Below are 15,145 nucleotides of genomic sequence, written 5' to 3' on the forward strand. Positions count from 1 at the left end.
GCCCAGCGCAAGCGCGAAATAAGTGTTAACAGGCCCTAGCTTCGCTGCATTCTGCACCGCTCACACCTGCAGGCCGCATGGTCGTATTGCCGCTCACCCGAGGTTGGGCCATGTTAAGCTGATATCTTCCCGGTTTCAGTCATTCCGCATGAGCCGTACCCTGCGTGTTGCCTCCTACAATCTGCATAAGGGCCTGTCGGCGTTCAATCGCCGCCTTGTCGTGCACGACGTGCGCCAGGCCATGCATGCGCTCTCGCCCGATCTGATCCTGCTGCAGGAAGTGCAGGGCGCGCATCAGGGCAATGCACAGCGCTTCTCGCACTGGCCGGCCGATCCGCAGCATGAATATCTGGCCGGTGACGAATTCACTGCCATCTATGGTCGCAACGCCAATTACCGCCACGGCCACCACGGCAATGCCCTGCTGACGCGCTTTCCGGTGCGCCGCTGGGACAATCACGATCTCACCCTGCACAAGCTGGAGCAGCGTGGCTTGCTGCACGCGGTGCTGGAGGTGGAGGGTTGGGATCGTCCGCTGCATGCCTTGTCGGTGCACCTGAATCTGCGCGCGCCGGATCGCCGCAAGCAGCTTGCGCTGCTGGCCGGCTATATCCAGGCCGAAGTGCCCATGCATGCGCCGCTGGTGCTGGCGGGCGACTTCAACGACTGGCGGCGCGAGGCTACACCCATCCTGGCGCGTGAGCTGGGGCTGAGCGAAGCCTTCGAGACGCTGCATGGCGCGCCGGCGCGCAGTTTTCCCGCCCGCCTGCCGCTGCTGACGCTGGACCGCGTCTATGTACGTGGACTGCAGATCGAAACCGCTGCCGTGCTGGGTGGTGCGCCGTGGGCCGGGTTGTCCGACCACGCGCCGCTGCTGGCCGAGCTGACGCGCAACGAGGGCGCCTGATGCAGCGGCTGCGTGATTCGGCCCGGCGCTGGCGCGAGCGCTATTTCCAGCGCAATGTATTCCAGCCTGGCCATCGCGTACGCCTGCTGTATGGTGGCACCGATTACTTCCCGCTGCTGCTGGACGAAATCGCCGCCGCGAAGCGCGAGATTTACCTGGAAACCTATCTGTTTGAGGCAGACGATATCGGTTTGCGCGTGATGCAGGCATGTTGCGATGCCGCCCTGCGTGGCGTGAGCGTGCATTTGCAACTGGACGGTTTCGGCGCGCGGCATTTTCCGCTTGCCTGGCGCCAGCAACTGGCACAGGCAGGTGCCCACCTGTTGTTCTTCCGGCCCGAGCTCAAGCGTTTTTCGCTCAATCGCGCGCGCTTGCGCCGTCTGCATCGCAAGCTGGCCGTGTTTGACGGCAGGGTTGCCTATGTCGGTGGCATCAACATCCTGCGGGATATCGAAGCGAGCCAGCCTGCGCTGGCCCCCCGTTACGACTATGCGATCCGGCTGGAAGGGCCGGCAGTGGCGCGCGTGCATCGGGCGGTGCAGCGCATGTGGCGGCAAACGGCGATGATCCAGCTGGAGGATCACCGCATCATGCGCAAGCGGCCGCAGGCCATGCCGGTGCCAGAGCCGGCCGGCGCCAGCGCAGTCAAGTTCGTGATTCGTGACAACCTGAATCACCGGCATGACATCGAGACTGAATACCGCCTGGCAATCCGCCGTGCACAGCGCGAGATCATCATCGCCAACGCCTATTTCCTGCCGGGTTACCGTTTCCGCCAGGAGTTGCGCGCAGCCGCCGAACGCGGCGTGAATGTGGTGCTGTTGCTGCAGGGGCAGGTCGATCATTTTCTGCTGCACTGGGCCACCCGCGCTTACTACCGCCGTTTTCTGGACGCGGGCATCGAAATCTACGAATACACCGCCGGCTTCATGCACGCCAAGGTGGCAGTGGTGGATGGCGAGTGGGCCACGGTGGGCTCAAGCAATCTCGACCCGTTCAGCCTGCTGCTGGCGCGCGAAGCCAATCTGTTCGTGCGCGACGAGCGCATGGCGCTGGAATTGCGCGATGACCTGCGCCGCAAGCTGATCGGCGGCGCGCGGCGCATCGAGCAGGAGCGGGTATCACAGGCCGGCCTGGCCTTGCGCGGGCTGGTGTGGATTTGCTTTGCGCTGGTGCGCTTCCTGATGGGCGTGACGGGTTATGGCGGCAGGCGTTACCTGGAGTGATCGCTGCGTGGGGTTTCCGTGTGCGCAGGCGGGGCAAACCACTGGTCGCGCGGTACGTAGACCGCTTGGTGGGGCTGGTTCTCGAAGTGTGGCGACATGATCTGCACACCGGCAGCATTGAACTCGTCCTGGATATTGGCGTGCAGGTCCGACAGCACGATGGCCCGATCCAGCGGGTTCGGAATGTGGGCAAACAATTCGTATTCGACATAGAAATCGGACAGGGCGCGCTGCAGCACATAGGGGGCTGGTTGCTGCACCAGCCCGGCAGTCTTGTGGGCTGCCGCTGTGAGCATGGCGTGCACCTGACGCCAGGGCGTGTCGTAACCGATGGTCACCGTGGTGGACAGCATCGGCCCTTGTGGGCCGGCAGTGCGGGTGTAGTTGCGGATGGTGTTACCAACCACCACGGCATTGGGCAGGGTGATTTCCTCGTTGCGCAGGTTCACCAGCTTGATCGATAGCGTGCTCAGCTCGGTGACCACGCCGACGGTATCGCCAACGCTGACCAAGTCACCCTTGCGCAGTGCGCGTGAGTAAACCAGCACCATGCCGCTCATGAGCTGGTTGACGAGGCCGGCCGAGCCCAGCGTTACCATCAGGCCCAGCAGCACCGACAAGCCCTTGAATACGTCACTTTGCGAGCCAGGGATATAGGGATAGGCAAAGGTCAGCGCCAGCGCCCAGACCAGCACTGCCACCACCCGGCGCGTGGCCGATACCGTGTCGGCATGGATGCCGGGAATGGTGACGCGGTTTTGCTGTACGGCATCGAACAGATTGCCGAGCAAATCCTGCAGTGCGCGGGTAATCAGCAGAATGACGGCAACGGTGATCAGGCCGGGAATGGCATCCAGGAACCCTTCGGCAATCCGCCCCAGCAGCCCCAGCAGAAAATTGCCCAGCCGCTCGCCCAAGGGCTGGGTAATGGGGAAGCATTCAAGGATCAGCACCAGCCACAGATAGCCCAGCGCCAGAAAAGCCATCACGGTGCCTACTTCAACAATGCGACGGGCGAGCTGATACGCCGAGCCGGTCCAGTCAAAGCCCTTGCTGCTGCGATTGAGCGCATGCTTTTCCAGCGTGGTCTGCACACCTGCCAGCAAGCGGCTGCGCAATTGATTCAGACACCAGGCGGCAAAACACAGGCCGAGTGTGGCGAGAATGGCGTAGCCAAGGCCGCGCAGCAGATTGGGCCAGTGGATTTGCTGCTTGTGGGCATCCAGCGCCACTCGCAGGGCGGCTTGCGTGTCGTTGACCAGTGCGGCATAGCTGCGTTGATCGCCCGGCGCAAGGTCGCCGGGCAGCAAGGAAAACAGCAAGCGGTCTCCCAGGCGGAACACGGTGACCGGCTGATTGCCGAACATCACGTCCATATGGTCGAGTGGCTGGCTCAGTTCGCGTTCGGGCAGGCGTTCCAGCACATCGGTGGCGCGCTGCACGCGCACCTTGGGCGATGCGCCCGCCAGTTCGGCGTGGAAGGTTGCAATCGGACGGTTAAGGAAGCTGAGCGTAGCGGCCGCGCTGGCAGGATTTGCTGCGGGCACGGCGCCTGAGGACAGCGCGGGCAGCAAGGCCACAAGCAACAGGTAAATACGCAGGATACGGCCAGACAACATGGGAGCTCCGGGTGAAACAGAGAACTGTCACCCGGATTCTAGCCACCTTTCGCTGCTCTGAAGAGGGGCCAATCCGGAATCAGTGCGGGGCGCCCAGTTGCAGCGGCTCGCCGCTACCCGGTTGCCACAGCCCGCGCAGACGCCAGTGGTTGCTGCTGTCGCCCAGCTCGACATCCCAGCGCGGCTGTACCAGCGCGGTAGTCAGCTGGCCGCTGTACATCAGCGGGCCTTCCTGCTTCAGCGCCAGATGCTGATCCTGGCCGGAGCGTGTCGGGTGCAGCAGGTCGAGTTGCAGTGCTGCAGCGTTATCCAGTGGCTTGTTCAGCAGCACACGCACGCTGCGGCGGTCGCTGCCCAGCATCAGCTGGGCATTGATGCCCATGGCAGCAGCCGCCCGGTCGCGCCCCAGGTCCTGGTTGATGGCCTGGCCTTGCTTGTAATAATCATCATCAACCACGCCGTCATCGCTGCGCAGCGCGATATAGAAGGTCCAGCTGCTGGCAACGACGGCAATGGCCGGCAGCGCGATCAGAAACCAGGGCCAGAAGGATTTGTGCCATGGGCGGGGCGTATTGCTGGAAGGCATTGCGTGAACAGGAGTGGTCATGACGGTATTGATTAGGTAAGCGGGAAACCACAGGGTTCCCCGCCATAGGGGTCAGGGGCGACCGATGAAGCTGGATTTCTCGCGCGACACCATGTCCGGTGCATCTTCTGCCTGCACGACAAAATGGATTTCGCGGCTGCCGGGGCCAACCTTGGCCGGATCGGCTTGCAGGCGGATACCGACTTCAACCGTGCCGGTCGAATCAAGCTTGACCTTGTTGCCACCGTCGACGATCCATTTCAGGCCGTCAATGCCATCTGCACTGATCAGGTAAACATGGCGGTTTTCGTCGGCGTTTTCGATCTGCAGCCGATAACTGTTTTCCAGCAAGCCGTCTTCGGTCTCCCGCACCAGCGCCACGCGGTCTCGCGCGATATTGACCTTGATGGGCTGCCGCAACATCAGTGCTGCCACGGTGGCCGCCAGCGCAATCAGCAACACCAGCCCATACATGATGACGCGCGGGCGCATGATGTGTTTGACGATGTCTTTCTCGACGTAGCTGTGCTTGAGCGCGTTCTCCGACGTATAGCGGATCAGCCCGCGCGGATAGTTCATCTTGTCCATGATCGAGTCACAGGCATCGATGCATGCGGCGCAGCCTATGCACTCATACTGCAGCCCTTCACGGATGTCGATGCCGACCGGGCACACCTGTACGCACATGGTGCAGTCGATACAGTCACCCAGCCCCTCCGCCTTGTAGTCGCTGCCTTTCTGACGCTTGCCGCGCGATTCGCCACGCTCTTCGTCGTAGCTGATGATCAGCGTGTCCTTGTCGAACATGGCGCTCTGGAAGCGGGCATACGGGCACATGTACTTGCACACCTGTTCGCGCAACCAGCCGGCATTGCCATAGGTGGCAAAACCGTAAAACAGCACCCAGAAGGCTTCCCAAGGGCTGGTAGCGGGCATGGACAGATCGGTCCACAGGTCGCGAATCGGCGTGAAATAGCCGACAAAGGTAAAGCCGGTCCACAGCGAGAACACGATCCACGCGGTGTGCTTGATGGTCTTGAGCCGGATCTTGCGTGCGTTGGCGGGGCCGGTATCGAGCTTGAGGCGGGCAGGGCGGTCACCCTCCACCCATTTCTCTATCCACAGGAATATCTCGGTGTACACCGTTTGCGGACAGGAATAGCCACACCACAGCCTGCCGCCGATGGCAGTCCAGACAAAGAGCCCGAGCGCGCACATCAACAGCAGCGCGGTCAGATAGACGAAATCCTGCGGCAGGAAGACCATGCCGAACACATAGAACTTCTCGCGCGCCACGTCGAACAGCATGGCCTGGCGGCCATTGACCTGCAGCCAGGGGACGCCGTAGAAAAACAACTGGGTGGCAAAGACAAAGAAGATGCGCCAGTTGTTCCAGTAACCGGTAACCCAGCGCGGGTAGATTTTCTTGTGCTTGGCGTAGAGGCTGATTTCTTCGTATTCGTCGATGTCGTCTGCAGGGATCACCTTGACGGGGATATCGGCCAGTTTTTTGCTCATGGCTATGCTCGCTAACTGATTGAAGGCAGTGACCCGTGGTACGAGTCACTCTCATCAAGCAGCTCTTGATGGAAAAACGGGCGGGTTACCGCTCCCGCCCGTTCAGTGCAGGAAACCTGCCTTATTTTGCTGCTTCGTTGCCGTGCGACAGGCTGTACACATAGCCTGCCAGTACGTGCACCTTGGCGTCGCCAAGGAAGTCCTTCCACGCCGGCATCACGTTGTTGCGACCATTGGTGATGGTCTCGACGATGGTGGCTTCCGAACCGCCATACAGCCAGATCTTGTCGGTGAGGTTGGGTGCGCCCACGTCCTGGTTGCCGGTGCCCGCCGGGGTATGACAGGCCGCGCAAACCTGCTTGAAGGTGGCCTCGCCACGGGCTGCACGCAGTTCATTGTGCGGGCGGCCCGAGATCTTGATCACGTAGTTGGCAACGTCACGCACCTTTTCTTCACCAAACGCGGCGCCGAAGGCAGGCATCTGGCCATGACGGCCGTTCTGGATGGTCTGCTCGATCTTCTCGGGCGTGCCGCCGTACAGCCAATCATTGTCGGTCAGGTTGGGGAAGCCCTTGGCACCTTGTGCGTTCACGCCATGACACTGGATGCAGTAAGTGCCGAACAGGCGCTTGCCCATGCCATTGGCTTCGGCATTCCTGGCGACTTCCGGTACCGGCATCGGCATGAACTTGGCGTAGAGCTGCGCGTACTTGTCATCGGCGCGCTTTACCTCGGTGGCGTACTGCTTGGTCGAAGTCCAGCCAATGGCGTTGCCGAACACGACCAGGCCCGGGTACAGCGCCAGATAGCCAACCGCAAATGCAATGGTCAGTACGAACAGGCCCACCCACCAACCCGGCAACGGATTGTTGTATTCCTGCAGGTCACCGTCCCAGGTGTGGTGCAGCACATCGGCCGATTCACCCTTCTTGAGCTTGATTACCATCTGGCTCTTGAGCAGGTAGGCAAGGCCGATCAGCGAGGCAATCACGATGATCGCGATGTAAATGCCCCAGAAACCGCTGTAAAAATCTGTCATCTCTTTATTCTCCGCAAGGATGCTCAGGACGTATGCCGCGTCGGGTGCGGGGTATCGTCGTCTTCAATCAGTGCATTGGCAGCGGCATCGAAACTGTCCTGGCGACGCTTGCTCCAGGCCCAGATGGTCAGCACGACGAAGCACACAAAGCCGAGCACCGTGACCGCGACGCGCATGAAGTCCTGAAATTCCATGGTTTACCTCTTGTTCTTCAGTGCCAGACCCAGGCCTTGCAGGTAGGCGATCAGGGCATCCATTTCGGTCTTGCCTTCCACGTCCTTCACCGATGCAGCGATTTCCGCGTCGGTATATGGCACACCGACATGGCGCAGCGCGGTCATCTTGGCCGGCATGATGGCGGCGTCGACCTTGTTGGCAGCCAGCCACGGGAACGATGGCATCACCGATTCAGGCACCACATCCTGCGGATGCATCAGGTGAGCACGGTGCCATTCATCCGAGTAGCGGCCACCCACGCGGGCCAGGTCAGGACCGGTACGCTTGGAGCCCCACAGGAAGGGGTGGTCGTAAACCGACTCGCCGGCCACCGAGTAGTGGCCATAGCGCTCGGTTTCCGCGCGGAACGGGCGGATCATTTGCGAGTGGCAGTTGTAGCAGCCTTCGCGCAGATAGATGTCGCGGCCAGCCAGTTGCAGCGCGGTGTAGGGCTTGACGCCTTCGATCGGCTGCGTGGTGGACTTGGAAAACATCAGCGGCAGGATCTCGACCATCATTGCCACACTCAGGATGGCAATGGTGAACACGATCAGCATCGCGACGTTTTCTTCAATCAGTTTTTGGATCTTGTCCATGTCTTATTCTTCCGATGGTTCTCAAGCGTGGGCTGCAACGGCCGGGATTTCGGCGTCAACGGCCTTGCCCTCGGTAACGGTACGCAGCACGTTGTAGAGCATCAGGACCATGCCGCTCAGGAAGCACAGGCCGCCCAGCGCACGCACGAAGTAGTACGGGTGCGTGGCCTTGACCGCGTCGATGAAGGCGTAGGTCAGCGTGCCGTCCGGGTTGACCGCACGCCACATCAGGCCTTGCGTCACACCGGCAATCCACATCGACGAGATGTAGAGCAGGATGCCCAGCGTGGCGATCCAGAAGTGCACTTCGATCAGCTTGATCGAGTGCATGGCTTCACGGTTGAACAGGCGCGGGATCAGGTAATACATCGAACCGATGGTGATCATGGCCACCCAGCCCAGCGCACCCGAGTGCACGTGGCCGACGGTCCAGTCGGTGTAATGGCTGAGCGCGTTCACGCTCTTGATCGCCATCATCGGGCCTTCAAAAGTCGACATGCCGTAGAACGACAGTGCAGTGATCAGGAACTTGAGCACCGGGTCGGTACGCAGTTTGTGCCATGCGCCCGACAGGGTCATGATGCCGTTGATCATGCCGCCCCAGCTTGGCGCCAGCAGGATGAGCGAGAACACCATGCCCAGCGACTGGGTCCAGTCCGGCAGCGCGGTGTAGTGCAGATGGTGCGGGCCGGCCCACATATAGGTGAAGCTCAGCGCCCAGAAGTGCACCACCGACAGGCGATACGAGTAGATCGGACGGCCAGCCTGCTTGGGCACGAAGTAATACATCATGCCGAGGAAGCCGGCGGTCAGGAAGAAGCCGACGGCATTGTGGCCGTACCACCATTGCACCATGGCATCGACGGCGCCGGCATAGGCCGAGTAGGACTTCCACATTGAGACCGGAATGAAGGCGCTATTGACGACGTGCAGCAGGGTCACCGCCAGGATGAAGGCGCCATAGAACCAGTTGGCCACGTAGATGTGCTTGACCTTGCGCTTGGCCAGGGTGCCAAAGAAGACGATGGCGTAGGCAACCCAGACGACGGCCAGCAAGAGCTTGATCGGCCATTCCATCTCTGCATATTCCTTGTTGAAGGTAATGCCGAGCGGGTAGGTGATGACACAGGCGATGATGACGGCCTGGTAGCCCCAGAAGGTAAAGGCGGCCAGCTTGTCGCTGATCAGGCGCACGTTACACGTACGCTGCACCACGTAATACGAGGTGGCGATCAGACCGCAGCCGCCGAAGGCGAAAATCACGGCGCTGGTGTGCAGCGCGCGCAGGCGGCCAAAGTGGAACCATGGCCCGAAGTTCAGTTCCGGCCAGACCAGTTGCGAGGCGATGATCACCCCAATCAGCATGCCGACAATCCCCCAGACGACTGACATCAGGGCGAATTGCCGCACCACCTTGTAATTGTATGTGGCTTGGTTATCCATAGAAACTCCGAGCGATCTCCAAAACGGAAAAGTGTGAAACTGTGCCGCCTACGGCTGCGGGCCCCGTTGCGGGGCAGATGTCCAGCACCGCTGCCAATTTATGACAGCGCGGTATGCATACCTTTGACAAAAATCAAGCTATACCGATAATCGGCGCACATTTTACCGTTCGTCGCTGCTTGAGTCTTGGGTTTTTTGTATCCCGTCCCCATTTGGGCGCTCCTTTTGAGGTGCGTCATCGTCATGAAGGATGCGGTAAGCGGGGCCTTCAAGGTCGTCAAACTGGCCGCCCTTGACGGACCACCAGAAAATGGCGCCCACCACGAAAATCAGCAGAACCGATAGCGGTATCAGCAGGTACAGGCTTTCCATTCAGCGCGCTCCGGAGCGAACAAGTCGCAAGGCATTCAGGACCACCAGCAGCGAGCTGCTGGCCATACCCAGGCTGGCCAGCCACGGCGTAACCAGACCAGCGAGTGCCAGCGGTAGCGCAATCAAGTTGTAGCCTAGTGCCCAAGTCAGATTTTGTCGGATGATCCGACGGGTGGCCGTTGCCACGTGCAAGGCTTGCGTAATGGTGCTCAGCCGGTTTTCCAGCAGCACCGCATCGCCGCTGGCCTGAGCGACATCGACGCCATTGGCCATGGCAATCGAAATGTCGGCGGCGGCCAGGACCGGGGCATCGTTCACGCCGTCGCCCACCATCAATACCCGCGCACCATCACGTTGTAACTGCTGCAGATACGCCAGTTTGTCGGACGGGGTGGCCTCGGCACGCACATGGTTGATGCCGATCTGCGTGGCGACCTCATCCGCCTTGGTCTGTCGGTCGCCACTGAGCAGATGTACCTGTTTGCCAGCCTGCTGCAATGCGGCCACCGTGGCGGCGGCATCGTCGCGCAGCGCATCGGCAACGACAAAGCCGGCCAGCCAGCGCTGTGCGTCAACCAGATAGATCGCCCCTGGCATCAATTCGGCCGGTGCAGGCCCGTGGCAATGCTGCGCGACAAAACTGGCATGGCCTATGGCATGTGGTACACCGTCGATCAGGCCGGTCAGCCCGCCGCCGGGGTGGTTGTGAATCTCGCTGGCGGTCCATGAGGTCGAGCTACGGAAGGCCAGCGCCAGCGGGTGTTCAGAGGCGTGCTCAAGCGCAGCTGCGCGGGCCAGCCCGTCCTGTGCGGTCATGGCAAGGGGGATGGTTTGCGTCAATGATGGCGTACCCAGGGTCAGCGTGCCGGTCTTGTCGAATACCACGTCGCTGACGTGTGCCAGTCCGGCCAGCGCATGGCCGCGCGACACCAGCAAGCCCAACTGTGCCAGCCGCCCGGTGGCCGCCGTCAGTGCCACTGGCGTAGCCAGCGAAAGGGCGCATGGGCAGGAAATCACCAGCACGGCAATCGCAATGGGGAGCGCATGCGCCGGGTCATGCCAATGCCAGAACAGCCAGGCGGCAAGTGCCACCAGCAGCAGCGCGGCAACGAAGCCACCAGCAATACGGTCGGCCTGCTCGGCGATACGCGGCTTTTCTGCCAGCGCGCGATCCAGTAGTCGCACAATCCCGGCTAGCCGTGTTTGCTCGCCGGTAGCGTCGATCTGCACCACGAGGGGCGAACTGCCGTTGATGCTGCCACCAACCACCTTGCTGCCGGCCTGTTTGCTCACCGGGGCACTCTCGCCGGTCAATAGGGCCTCGTTGGCTGCGCTCTGGCCTTCAAGCACGATGCCATCAGCGGCAAAGGTTTCGCCGGCACGCACCAGTACCACGTCACCTGCCTGCAGGTGGCCGACTGCCACTTCGCGGCTGTCGCGCGCCGGCCAGTCCGGCAAATGGTGAGCAAATGCCGGCGTGAGCTTGACCAGCCGCTCCAGCGCAGCGCCAGCGCGCAGGCGGGCGGCTTGCTCCAGATAACGGCCGCCCAGCAGCAGGAAAACGAACATGCCGACCGAATCGAAGTAAATCGCGCCATGACCGGTGAGCAGGCTGTAGCTGCTGGCAATGAAGGCCGCCAGTACGCCGATGCTGACCGGCAGATCCATGCCGGTCCGCCCCAGCCTGAGATCACGCCACGCCGAGCGATAAAAGGGCAGGCTGCTGAACAGCACGACCGGCAGCGTCATGGCAAAGCTGGCGATATTGAGCAGCAGCAACCACTTGGCATCGATATTCCCCTCGCCCGTCAGGTAAACCGGCACGGTAAACATCATCACCTGCATCATCGACAGGCCGGCGATCCACAGGCGCAGCAAGGCGGACTTGCGTGCCTTCTCGCGTGCCTGCTCTTGCCGCGCCTGGTCGTAGGGCTGCGCCTGATAACCAATGGCTGCAACGGCGTTGAGGATGGTCGACAGCTGGGTCTGCGTGGCATCCCAGCGTACACGGGCGCGATGGCTGGTGTAGTTGATGCTGACACCCAGCACGCCGGGCAGGCGGCCGATCTGGCGTTCGTTGAGCCAGATGCAGGCGGCGCAGGTGATGCCTTCGATCAGTAGCGCGGCTTCGCGTTCGTTTTCGGCGGCATGCACAAAACTTTGCTGCAGCCCGGGATCGTCGTAGAGTTGTAATTGTTGCCGCAATTCGTCCGGCAGCGGCTGTGCACGTGCCGCGGGTTGCTCGCGTTGGGCGTAGTAGGCATCAAGGCCGGCGTCGATGATGCTCTGGGCTACCGCTTCGCAACCTGCGCAACAAGCGGGCTGAGTAGTGGTCCGGTAGTGGATCTGGAACGAGGTGTCGGGTGGTACTGGCTCGCCGCAATGAAAGCAGGCGGTTGCGGCGGTTGTGGCAATCATGTCGCCATTTTACCGTCGATCCAGTGCTTGCGCTTGCGGTGCATCAAACGTTTGCCTAGATTGGCAGGCATTCAACAATATCAGGATTTTGCCATGAAGCCGATTCTTGCCGTTTTACTGCTTTGCCTGGCGGGGCTGGCCAGTGCCGAGGTTTACAAATGGAAGGATGCTGACGGCAATTGGCATTATTCCGATCAGCCGCCGCCTGGGGCAGACAAGAACAAGGCCAAGGTGCTGGACATCAAGGATCAACCGGTCAATTCGGTGCCTGCCAAGGCCAAGGTTGCATCGGGGGCCGCAGAGGGGCTTGAGAAGGGCGGCAAGAAGGCTTCCGCTGTTGCAGCATCGGATAGCAAGCCGGTCAAGAAATATGATGAGGCTGCCTGCAATGCAGCTCAAACGCGCCTGCATTTCTTGCAAGGTGCGAATAAAATGCGCAATCAGAACGAGAAGGGTATGACGGAATTTCTGCCTGCGGCCAAGAAAGCTGAAGAAATCTCCAAGGCGCAACAGCAGATTGAAGAGAGCTGCGGCGGGGGCGGCAATTGATAGCATTCAGTCATTCAGAAAAACCGGCCTGCTGGCCGGTTTTTTCATGTCTGCTCGTCGCGCCCCGCGCCCATGGTCCTGCCCTCGGCAACGCGCTGGCGCCTTACTTCCTTGGGGTCGGCCAGCAAGGGGCGATAAACCTCGACGCGATCACCGTCGCGCAGCGTAGCATCGTGTTTGCACGCCTTGCCAAAGATGCCGATGCGCAAGGCCGTGCCTTGCAAGGCTGGCACCAGTTCAAACAATCCGCTGGCCTGCAGTGCCTGTTCGGCCGTGCTGCCGGCGGGCAGGGTCAGTGGCAGCAGCCATTGTCGGGCTGGCGTGGCGTAGGCGACCTCTACCCGGATCTGGTCATCAGCCATGGCGGCGGTCAGCCTCCTTGATGAAGCAATCGACAAAGGTGCCGGTAATTTTGCCGAACACCGGCCCGATCAGGGTTTCAAACGTGCGGCTCTGAAACTGGTAATCCAGCTCGAATTCGATCTTGCAGGCGTCTTCCATCAGCGGCGTGAAGCGCCAGATGCCCTCGAAATGCTGGAATGGCCCATCGACCAGTTGCATGTCGATTTCATTGCCCTGCGTGCGGTTGCGGGTGCGGAAATGGGATTTGACGCGCAGGAAGTCGATGCGCACCGTGGCTTCCAGCGTGTCGTCGCCGCGTTCGTGGATCTCGACGCCGCCACACCAGGGCAGGAACTTCGGATAGTCCTCGACACGGTCGACCAAGGCTTTCATCAGCTCGGCAGAGTGGGTCACCAGAACGGTTTTGCGGATGGACTGCATAGAGCGACGTTAAGGCCGGCGCGGAAAAAGGCTAGAATGAGCGCCTTCCCCGGAACAAGCCAGTTTGGAAAATGACGGAGCATCCTATCGCCGCTGATGACAAGGCGCAACTCGCAAGCCTGCGCCTGCCGCCCCACTCGCTCGAAGCCGAGCAATCAGTGCTGGGTGGTTTGCTGCTGGAAAATTCCGCCTTCGACCGCGTCGCCGACGTAGTGACCGAGGCCGATTTCTATCGCGATGACCACCGCCGCATCTGGCAACACATCACCAAGCTGATCGAGCACAACCGCCCGGCCGACGTCATCACCGTGGCCGAATCGCTGGATAACGCCAACGAGCTCGATTACGTGGGTGGCCTCGCGTATCTGGGCATGCTGGCGGCCAACACGCCGTCAGCGGCCAATATCCGCCGCTATGCCGAAATCGTGCGCGAAAAATCGGTAATGCGGCAGCTGGCCACGGTCGGCACCGATATTGCCGATGCGGCCTATAACCCCAACGGGCGTGAGCCGGCCCAGTTGCTGGACGAGGCCGAATCCAAGGTATTCCAGATCGCCGAGCAATCGGCGAAGGGCAAGCAGGGCTTCATTGCCATGCCGCCCATTCTGAAGGAAATCGTCGAGCGCATCGATTACCTGTACAAGCAGGACAACCCGTCCGAGGTCACCGGTATTGCCACTGGCTTCATGGACCTCGACAAGATGACGTCCGGCCTGCAAAAAGGCGACCTCATCATCGTGGCCGGTCGCCCGTCCATGGGCAAAACGGCGTTTTCGGTGAACATTGCCGAACACGTTGGCTGTGAGCTGAAGCTGCCGGTGGCCATCTTCTCGATGGAAATGGGCGCCTCGCAGCTGGGCATGCGTATGGTGGGTTCGATCGGCAAGATCGACATGCACAAGCTCAAGACCGGCCGTTTTGAAGACGAGGACTGGATGAAGTTGACCCACGCGGTGGGCAAACTCTCCGAAGCGCCGATTTTCATCGAGGAGACCGGCGCGCTGACAGCGCTGGACCTGCGCACCCGCGCGCGCCGGCTGGCGCGGCAGGTGGGGGGCCAGCTTGGCCTGATCGTGATCGACTACATCCAGCTCATGGCCGGCCGCGCCGGTGGCAAGGATCAGAACCGCGCCAGCGAAGTGAGTGAAATCTCGCGCTCGCTCAAGGCGCTGGCCAAGGAGCTGCAGGTGCCCATCATTGCGCTGTCGCAGCTGTCCCGCCAGGTTGAGCAGCGTACCGACAAGCGCCCGATGATGTCCGACTTGCGCGAATCAGGCGCCATCGAACAGGATGCCGACTTGATCATGTTCATGTACCGCGATGAGTACTACAACCCCGATTCGAACATGAAGGGTTTGGCTGAGTGTATTTTGGGCAAGCACCGTAACGGCCCGGTGGGCAAGGTGCCGCTGCAGTTCCAGGGGATGTATTCGCGCTTCAACAATGCACTGATCCGGCCTGAGGGCTGGTCGTCCGATCTGGAGTCCTGATCGTGAGCGGTATCGTGCATTTCTCGCAACAACAGATCGAACCTGCTTTCGACCATCCGCGCTCGGACAGGCTGGAAGCCGGCAACCCGCTGCGCACCACCTTCGAGCACTATGCGCGTGACGGCATCAGCAGCGGCATCTGGTGTTGTGAAGCCGGACGCTGGCGCATCCGGTTTGCACTGAACAAGCACGAGTTCTTCAGCGTGATCCGTGGTCGCGTGCGTTTGCATGACGCAGACGGTGCAGTGGTGGAGGTCGGGCCGGGCGAGGCCGCGGTGATCCCTGCTGGCTTTGTCGGGCAGTTTGAAGTGCTTGAGGCCGTGGAAAAGTATTTCGTCGTGGTGGAAACCACGGGTGCCTGACTGCTCCTCATCAAAACAGCA

General features: G+C 61.1%; 16 protein-coding genes. 5 read left to right on the forward strand and 11 right to left on the reverse strand.

Going from position 1 to position 15,145, the window contains the following annotated elements:
* Positions 1–148 precede the first annotated feature (148 nt).
* Positions 149–907, forward strand: a complete 759-nt coding sequence (locus B9A19_RS06590; protein ID WP_084089988.1) for an endonuclease/exonuclease/phosphatase family protein — start codon at positions 149–151, stop codon at positions 905–907.
* Positions 907–2,133 carry a cardiolipin synthase ClsB gene (gene clsB, locus B9A19_RS06595; protein WP_084089989.1) on the forward strand — a complete coding sequence of 409 codons (1,227 nt, stop codon included), beginning with the start codon at positions 907–909 and terminating at the stop codon, positions 2,131–2,133. The genes B9A19_RS06590 and clsB overlap by 1 nt, the downstream gene beginning before the upstream one ends.
* Here clsB and B9A19_RS06600 read toward each other — a convergent pair.
* From B9A19_RS06600 to B9A19_RS06640, 9 genes are all read right to left on the reverse strand, one after another.
* Positions 2,121–3,752 carry a mechanosensitive ion channel family protein gene (locus B9A19_RS06600; RefSeq protein WP_139798695.1) on the reverse strand — a complete coding sequence of 544 codons (1,632 nt, stop codon included), beginning with the start codon at positions 3,750–3,752 and terminating at the stop codon, positions 2,121–2,123. The two genes, clsB and B9A19_RS06600, sit on opposite strands and share 13 nt — an antisense overlap.
* Positions 3,753–3,831: 79 nt before the next feature.
* Positions 3,832–4,359: a FixH family protein gene (locus tag B9A19_RS06605; protein ID WP_084089990.1), complete on the reverse strand. Its 528-nt coding sequence runs from the start codon at positions 4,357–4,359 to the stop codon at positions 3,832–3,834.
* Between the two features lie 51 nt (positions 4,360–4,410).
* The gene (ccoG, locus tag B9A19_RS06610) at positions 4,411–5,856 is read right to left on the reverse strand and encodes a cytochrome c oxidase accessory protein CcoG (protein ID WP_084089991.1); all 1,446 of its coding nucleotides are present in this window, start codon (positions 5,854–5,856) and stop codon (positions 4,411–4,413) included.
* A 121-nt stretch (positions 5,857–5,977) separates the two neighbouring features.
* Positions 5,978–6,895 carry a cytochrome-c oxidase, cbb3-type subunit III gene (gene ccoP, locus B9A19_RS06615; protein ID WP_084089992.1) on the reverse strand — a complete coding sequence of 306 codons (918 nt, stop codon included), beginning with the start codon at positions 6,893–6,895 and terminating at the stop codon, positions 5,978–5,980.
* Positions 6,896–6,918: 23 nt separating this feature from the next.
* Positions 6,919–7,089: a cbb3-type cytochrome oxidase subunit 3 gene (locus B9A19_RS06620; protein ID WP_084089993.1), complete on the reverse strand. Its 171-nt coding sequence runs from the start codon at positions 7,087–7,089 to the stop codon at positions 6,919–6,921.
* A 3-nt stretch (positions 7,090–7,092) separates the two neighbouring features.
* On the reverse strand, positions 7,093–7,707 hold the full coding sequence (gene ccoO / locus B9A19_RS06625) for a cytochrome-c oxidase, cbb3-type subunit II (protein ID WP_084089994.1): 615 nt from the start codon (positions 7,705–7,707) through the stop codon (positions 7,093–7,095).
* 21 nt (positions 7,708–7,728) lie between these two features.
* The gene (gene ccoN / locus B9A19_RS06630) at positions 7,729–9,150 is read right to left on the reverse strand and encodes a cytochrome-c oxidase, cbb3-type subunit I (RefSeq protein WP_084089995.1); all 1,422 of its coding nucleotides are present in this window, start codon (positions 9,148–9,150) and stop codon (positions 7,729–7,731) included.
* Between the two features lie 162 nt (positions 9,151–9,312).
* Positions 9,313–9,522, reverse strand: coding sequence for a cbb3-type cytochrome oxidase assembly protein CcoS (ccoS, locus tag B9A19_RS06635; RefSeq protein ID WP_084089996.1), 210 nt, complete (start codon positions 9,520–9,522; stop codon positions 9,313–9,315).
* A complete protein-coding gene (locus tag B9A19_RS06640; protein WP_084089997.1) occupies positions 9,523–11,940 on the reverse strand; it encodes a heavy metal translocating P-type ATPase in 2,418 nt (805 codons plus the stop codon).
* Positions 11,941–12,033: 93 nt separating this feature from the next.
* Here B9A19_RS06640 and B9A19_RS06645 point away from each other — a divergent pair, with 93 nt between their 5' ends.
* Positions 12,034–12,489 carry a DUF4124 domain-containing protein gene (locus B9A19_RS06645; RefSeq protein WP_176216817.1) on the forward strand — a complete coding sequence of 152 codons (456 nt, stop codon included), beginning with the start codon at positions 12,034–12,036 and terminating at the stop codon, positions 12,487–12,489.
* Between the two features lie 44 nt (positions 12,490–12,533).
* Here the strand turns inward: B9A19_RS06645 and B9A19_RS06650 are convergent, their stop codons facing one another.
* A complete protein-coding gene (locus B9A19_RS06650; protein WP_084089998.1) occupies positions 12,534–12,851 on the reverse strand; it encodes an RnfH family protein in 318 nt (105 codons plus the stop codon).
* A complete protein-coding gene (locus B9A19_RS06655; protein WP_084089999.1) occupies positions 12,844–13,272 on the reverse strand; it encodes a type II toxin-antitoxin system RatA family toxin in 429 nt (142 codons plus the stop codon). The genes B9A19_RS06650 and B9A19_RS06655 overlap by 8 nt, the downstream gene beginning before the upstream one ends.
* Before the next feature lie 71 nt (positions 13,273–13,343).
* On the opposite strand from B9A19_RS06655, the gene dnaB reads away from it, so the two are divergent.
* Both dnaB and B9A19_RS06665 read left to right on the forward strand, forming a co-directional pair.
* Positions 13,344–14,762, forward strand: a complete 1,419-nt coding sequence (gene dnaB, locus B9A19_RS06660) for a replicative DNA helicase (protein WP_084090000.1) — start codon at positions 13,344–13,346, stop codon at positions 14,760–14,762.
* A gap of 2 nt (positions 14,763–14,764) precedes the next feature.
* Positions 14,765–15,124, forward strand: coding sequence for a cupin domain-containing protein (locus tag B9A19_RS06665; protein WP_084090001.1), 360 nt, complete (start codon positions 14,765–14,767; stop codon positions 15,122–15,124).
* Positions 15,125–15,145: the final 21 nt, after the last annotated feature.

It is taken from the genome of Andreprevotia lacus DSM 23236 (assembly GCF_900176275.1).
GTDB lineage: Bacteria > Pseudomonadota > Gammaproteobacteria > Burkholderiales > Chitinibacteraceae > Andreprevotia > Andreprevotia lacus.

Excerpts from the sequence above, each read along its gene's own strand:
- B9A19_RS06590 (WP_084089988.1), top strand. The coding sequence starts at position 149 with ATGAGCCGTACCCTGCGTGTTGCCTCCTACAATCTGCATAAGGGCCTG.
- clsB (WP_084089989.1), top strand. The coding sequence starts at position 907 with ATGCAGCGGCTGCGTGATTCGGCCCGGCGCTGGCGCGAGCGCTATTTC.
- B9A19_RS06600 (WP_139798695.1), bottom strand. The coding sequence starts at position 3,752 with ATGTTGTCTGGCCGTATCCTGCGTATTTACCTGTTGCTTGTGGCCTTG.
- B9A19_RS06605 (WP_084089990.1), bottom strand. The coding sequence starts at position 4,359 with ATGACCACTCCTGTTCACGCAATGCCTTCCAGCAATACGCCCCGCCCA.
- ccoG (WP_084089991.1), bottom strand. The coding sequence starts at position 5,856 with ATGAGCAAAAAACTGGCCGATATCCCCGTCAAGGTGATCCCTGCAGAC.
- ccoP (WP_084089992.1), bottom strand. The coding sequence starts at position 6,895 with ATGACAGATTTTTACAGCGGTTTCTGGGGCATTTACATCGCGATCATC.
- B9A19_RS06620 (WP_084089993.1), bottom strand. The coding sequence starts at position 7,089 with ATGGAATTTCAGGACTTCATGCGCGTCGCGGTCACGGTGCTCGGCTTT.
- ccoO (WP_084089994.1), bottom strand. The coding sequence starts at position 7,707 with ATGGACAAGATCCAAAAACTGATTGAAGAAAACGTCGCGATGCTGATC.
- ccoN (WP_084089995.1), bottom strand. The coding sequence starts at position 9,150 with ATGGATAACCAAGCCACATACAATTACAAGGTGGTGCGGCAATTCGCC.
- ccoS (WP_084089996.1), bottom strand. The coding sequence starts at position 9,522 with ATGGAAAGCCTGTACCTGCTGATACCGCTATCGGTTCTGCTGATTTTC.
- B9A19_RS06640 (WP_084089997.1), bottom strand. The coding sequence starts at position 11,940 with ATGATTGCCACAACCGCCGCAACCGCCTGCTTTCATTGCGGCGAGCCA.
- B9A19_RS06645 (WP_176216817.1), top strand. The coding sequence starts at position 12,034 with ATGAAGCCGATTCTTGCCGTTTTACTGCTTTGCCTGGCGGGGCTGGCC.
- B9A19_RS06650 (WP_084089998.1), bottom strand. The coding sequence starts at position 12,851 with ATGGCTGATGACCAGATCCGGGTAGAGGTCGCCTACGCCACGCCAGCC.
- B9A19_RS06655 (WP_084089999.1), bottom strand. The coding sequence starts at position 13,272 with ATGCAGTCCATCCGCAAAACCGTTCTGGTGACCCACTCTGCCGAGCTG.
- dnaB (WP_084090000.1), top strand. The coding sequence starts at position 13,344 with ATGACGGAGCATCCTATCGCCGCTGATGACAAGGCGCAACTCGCAAGC.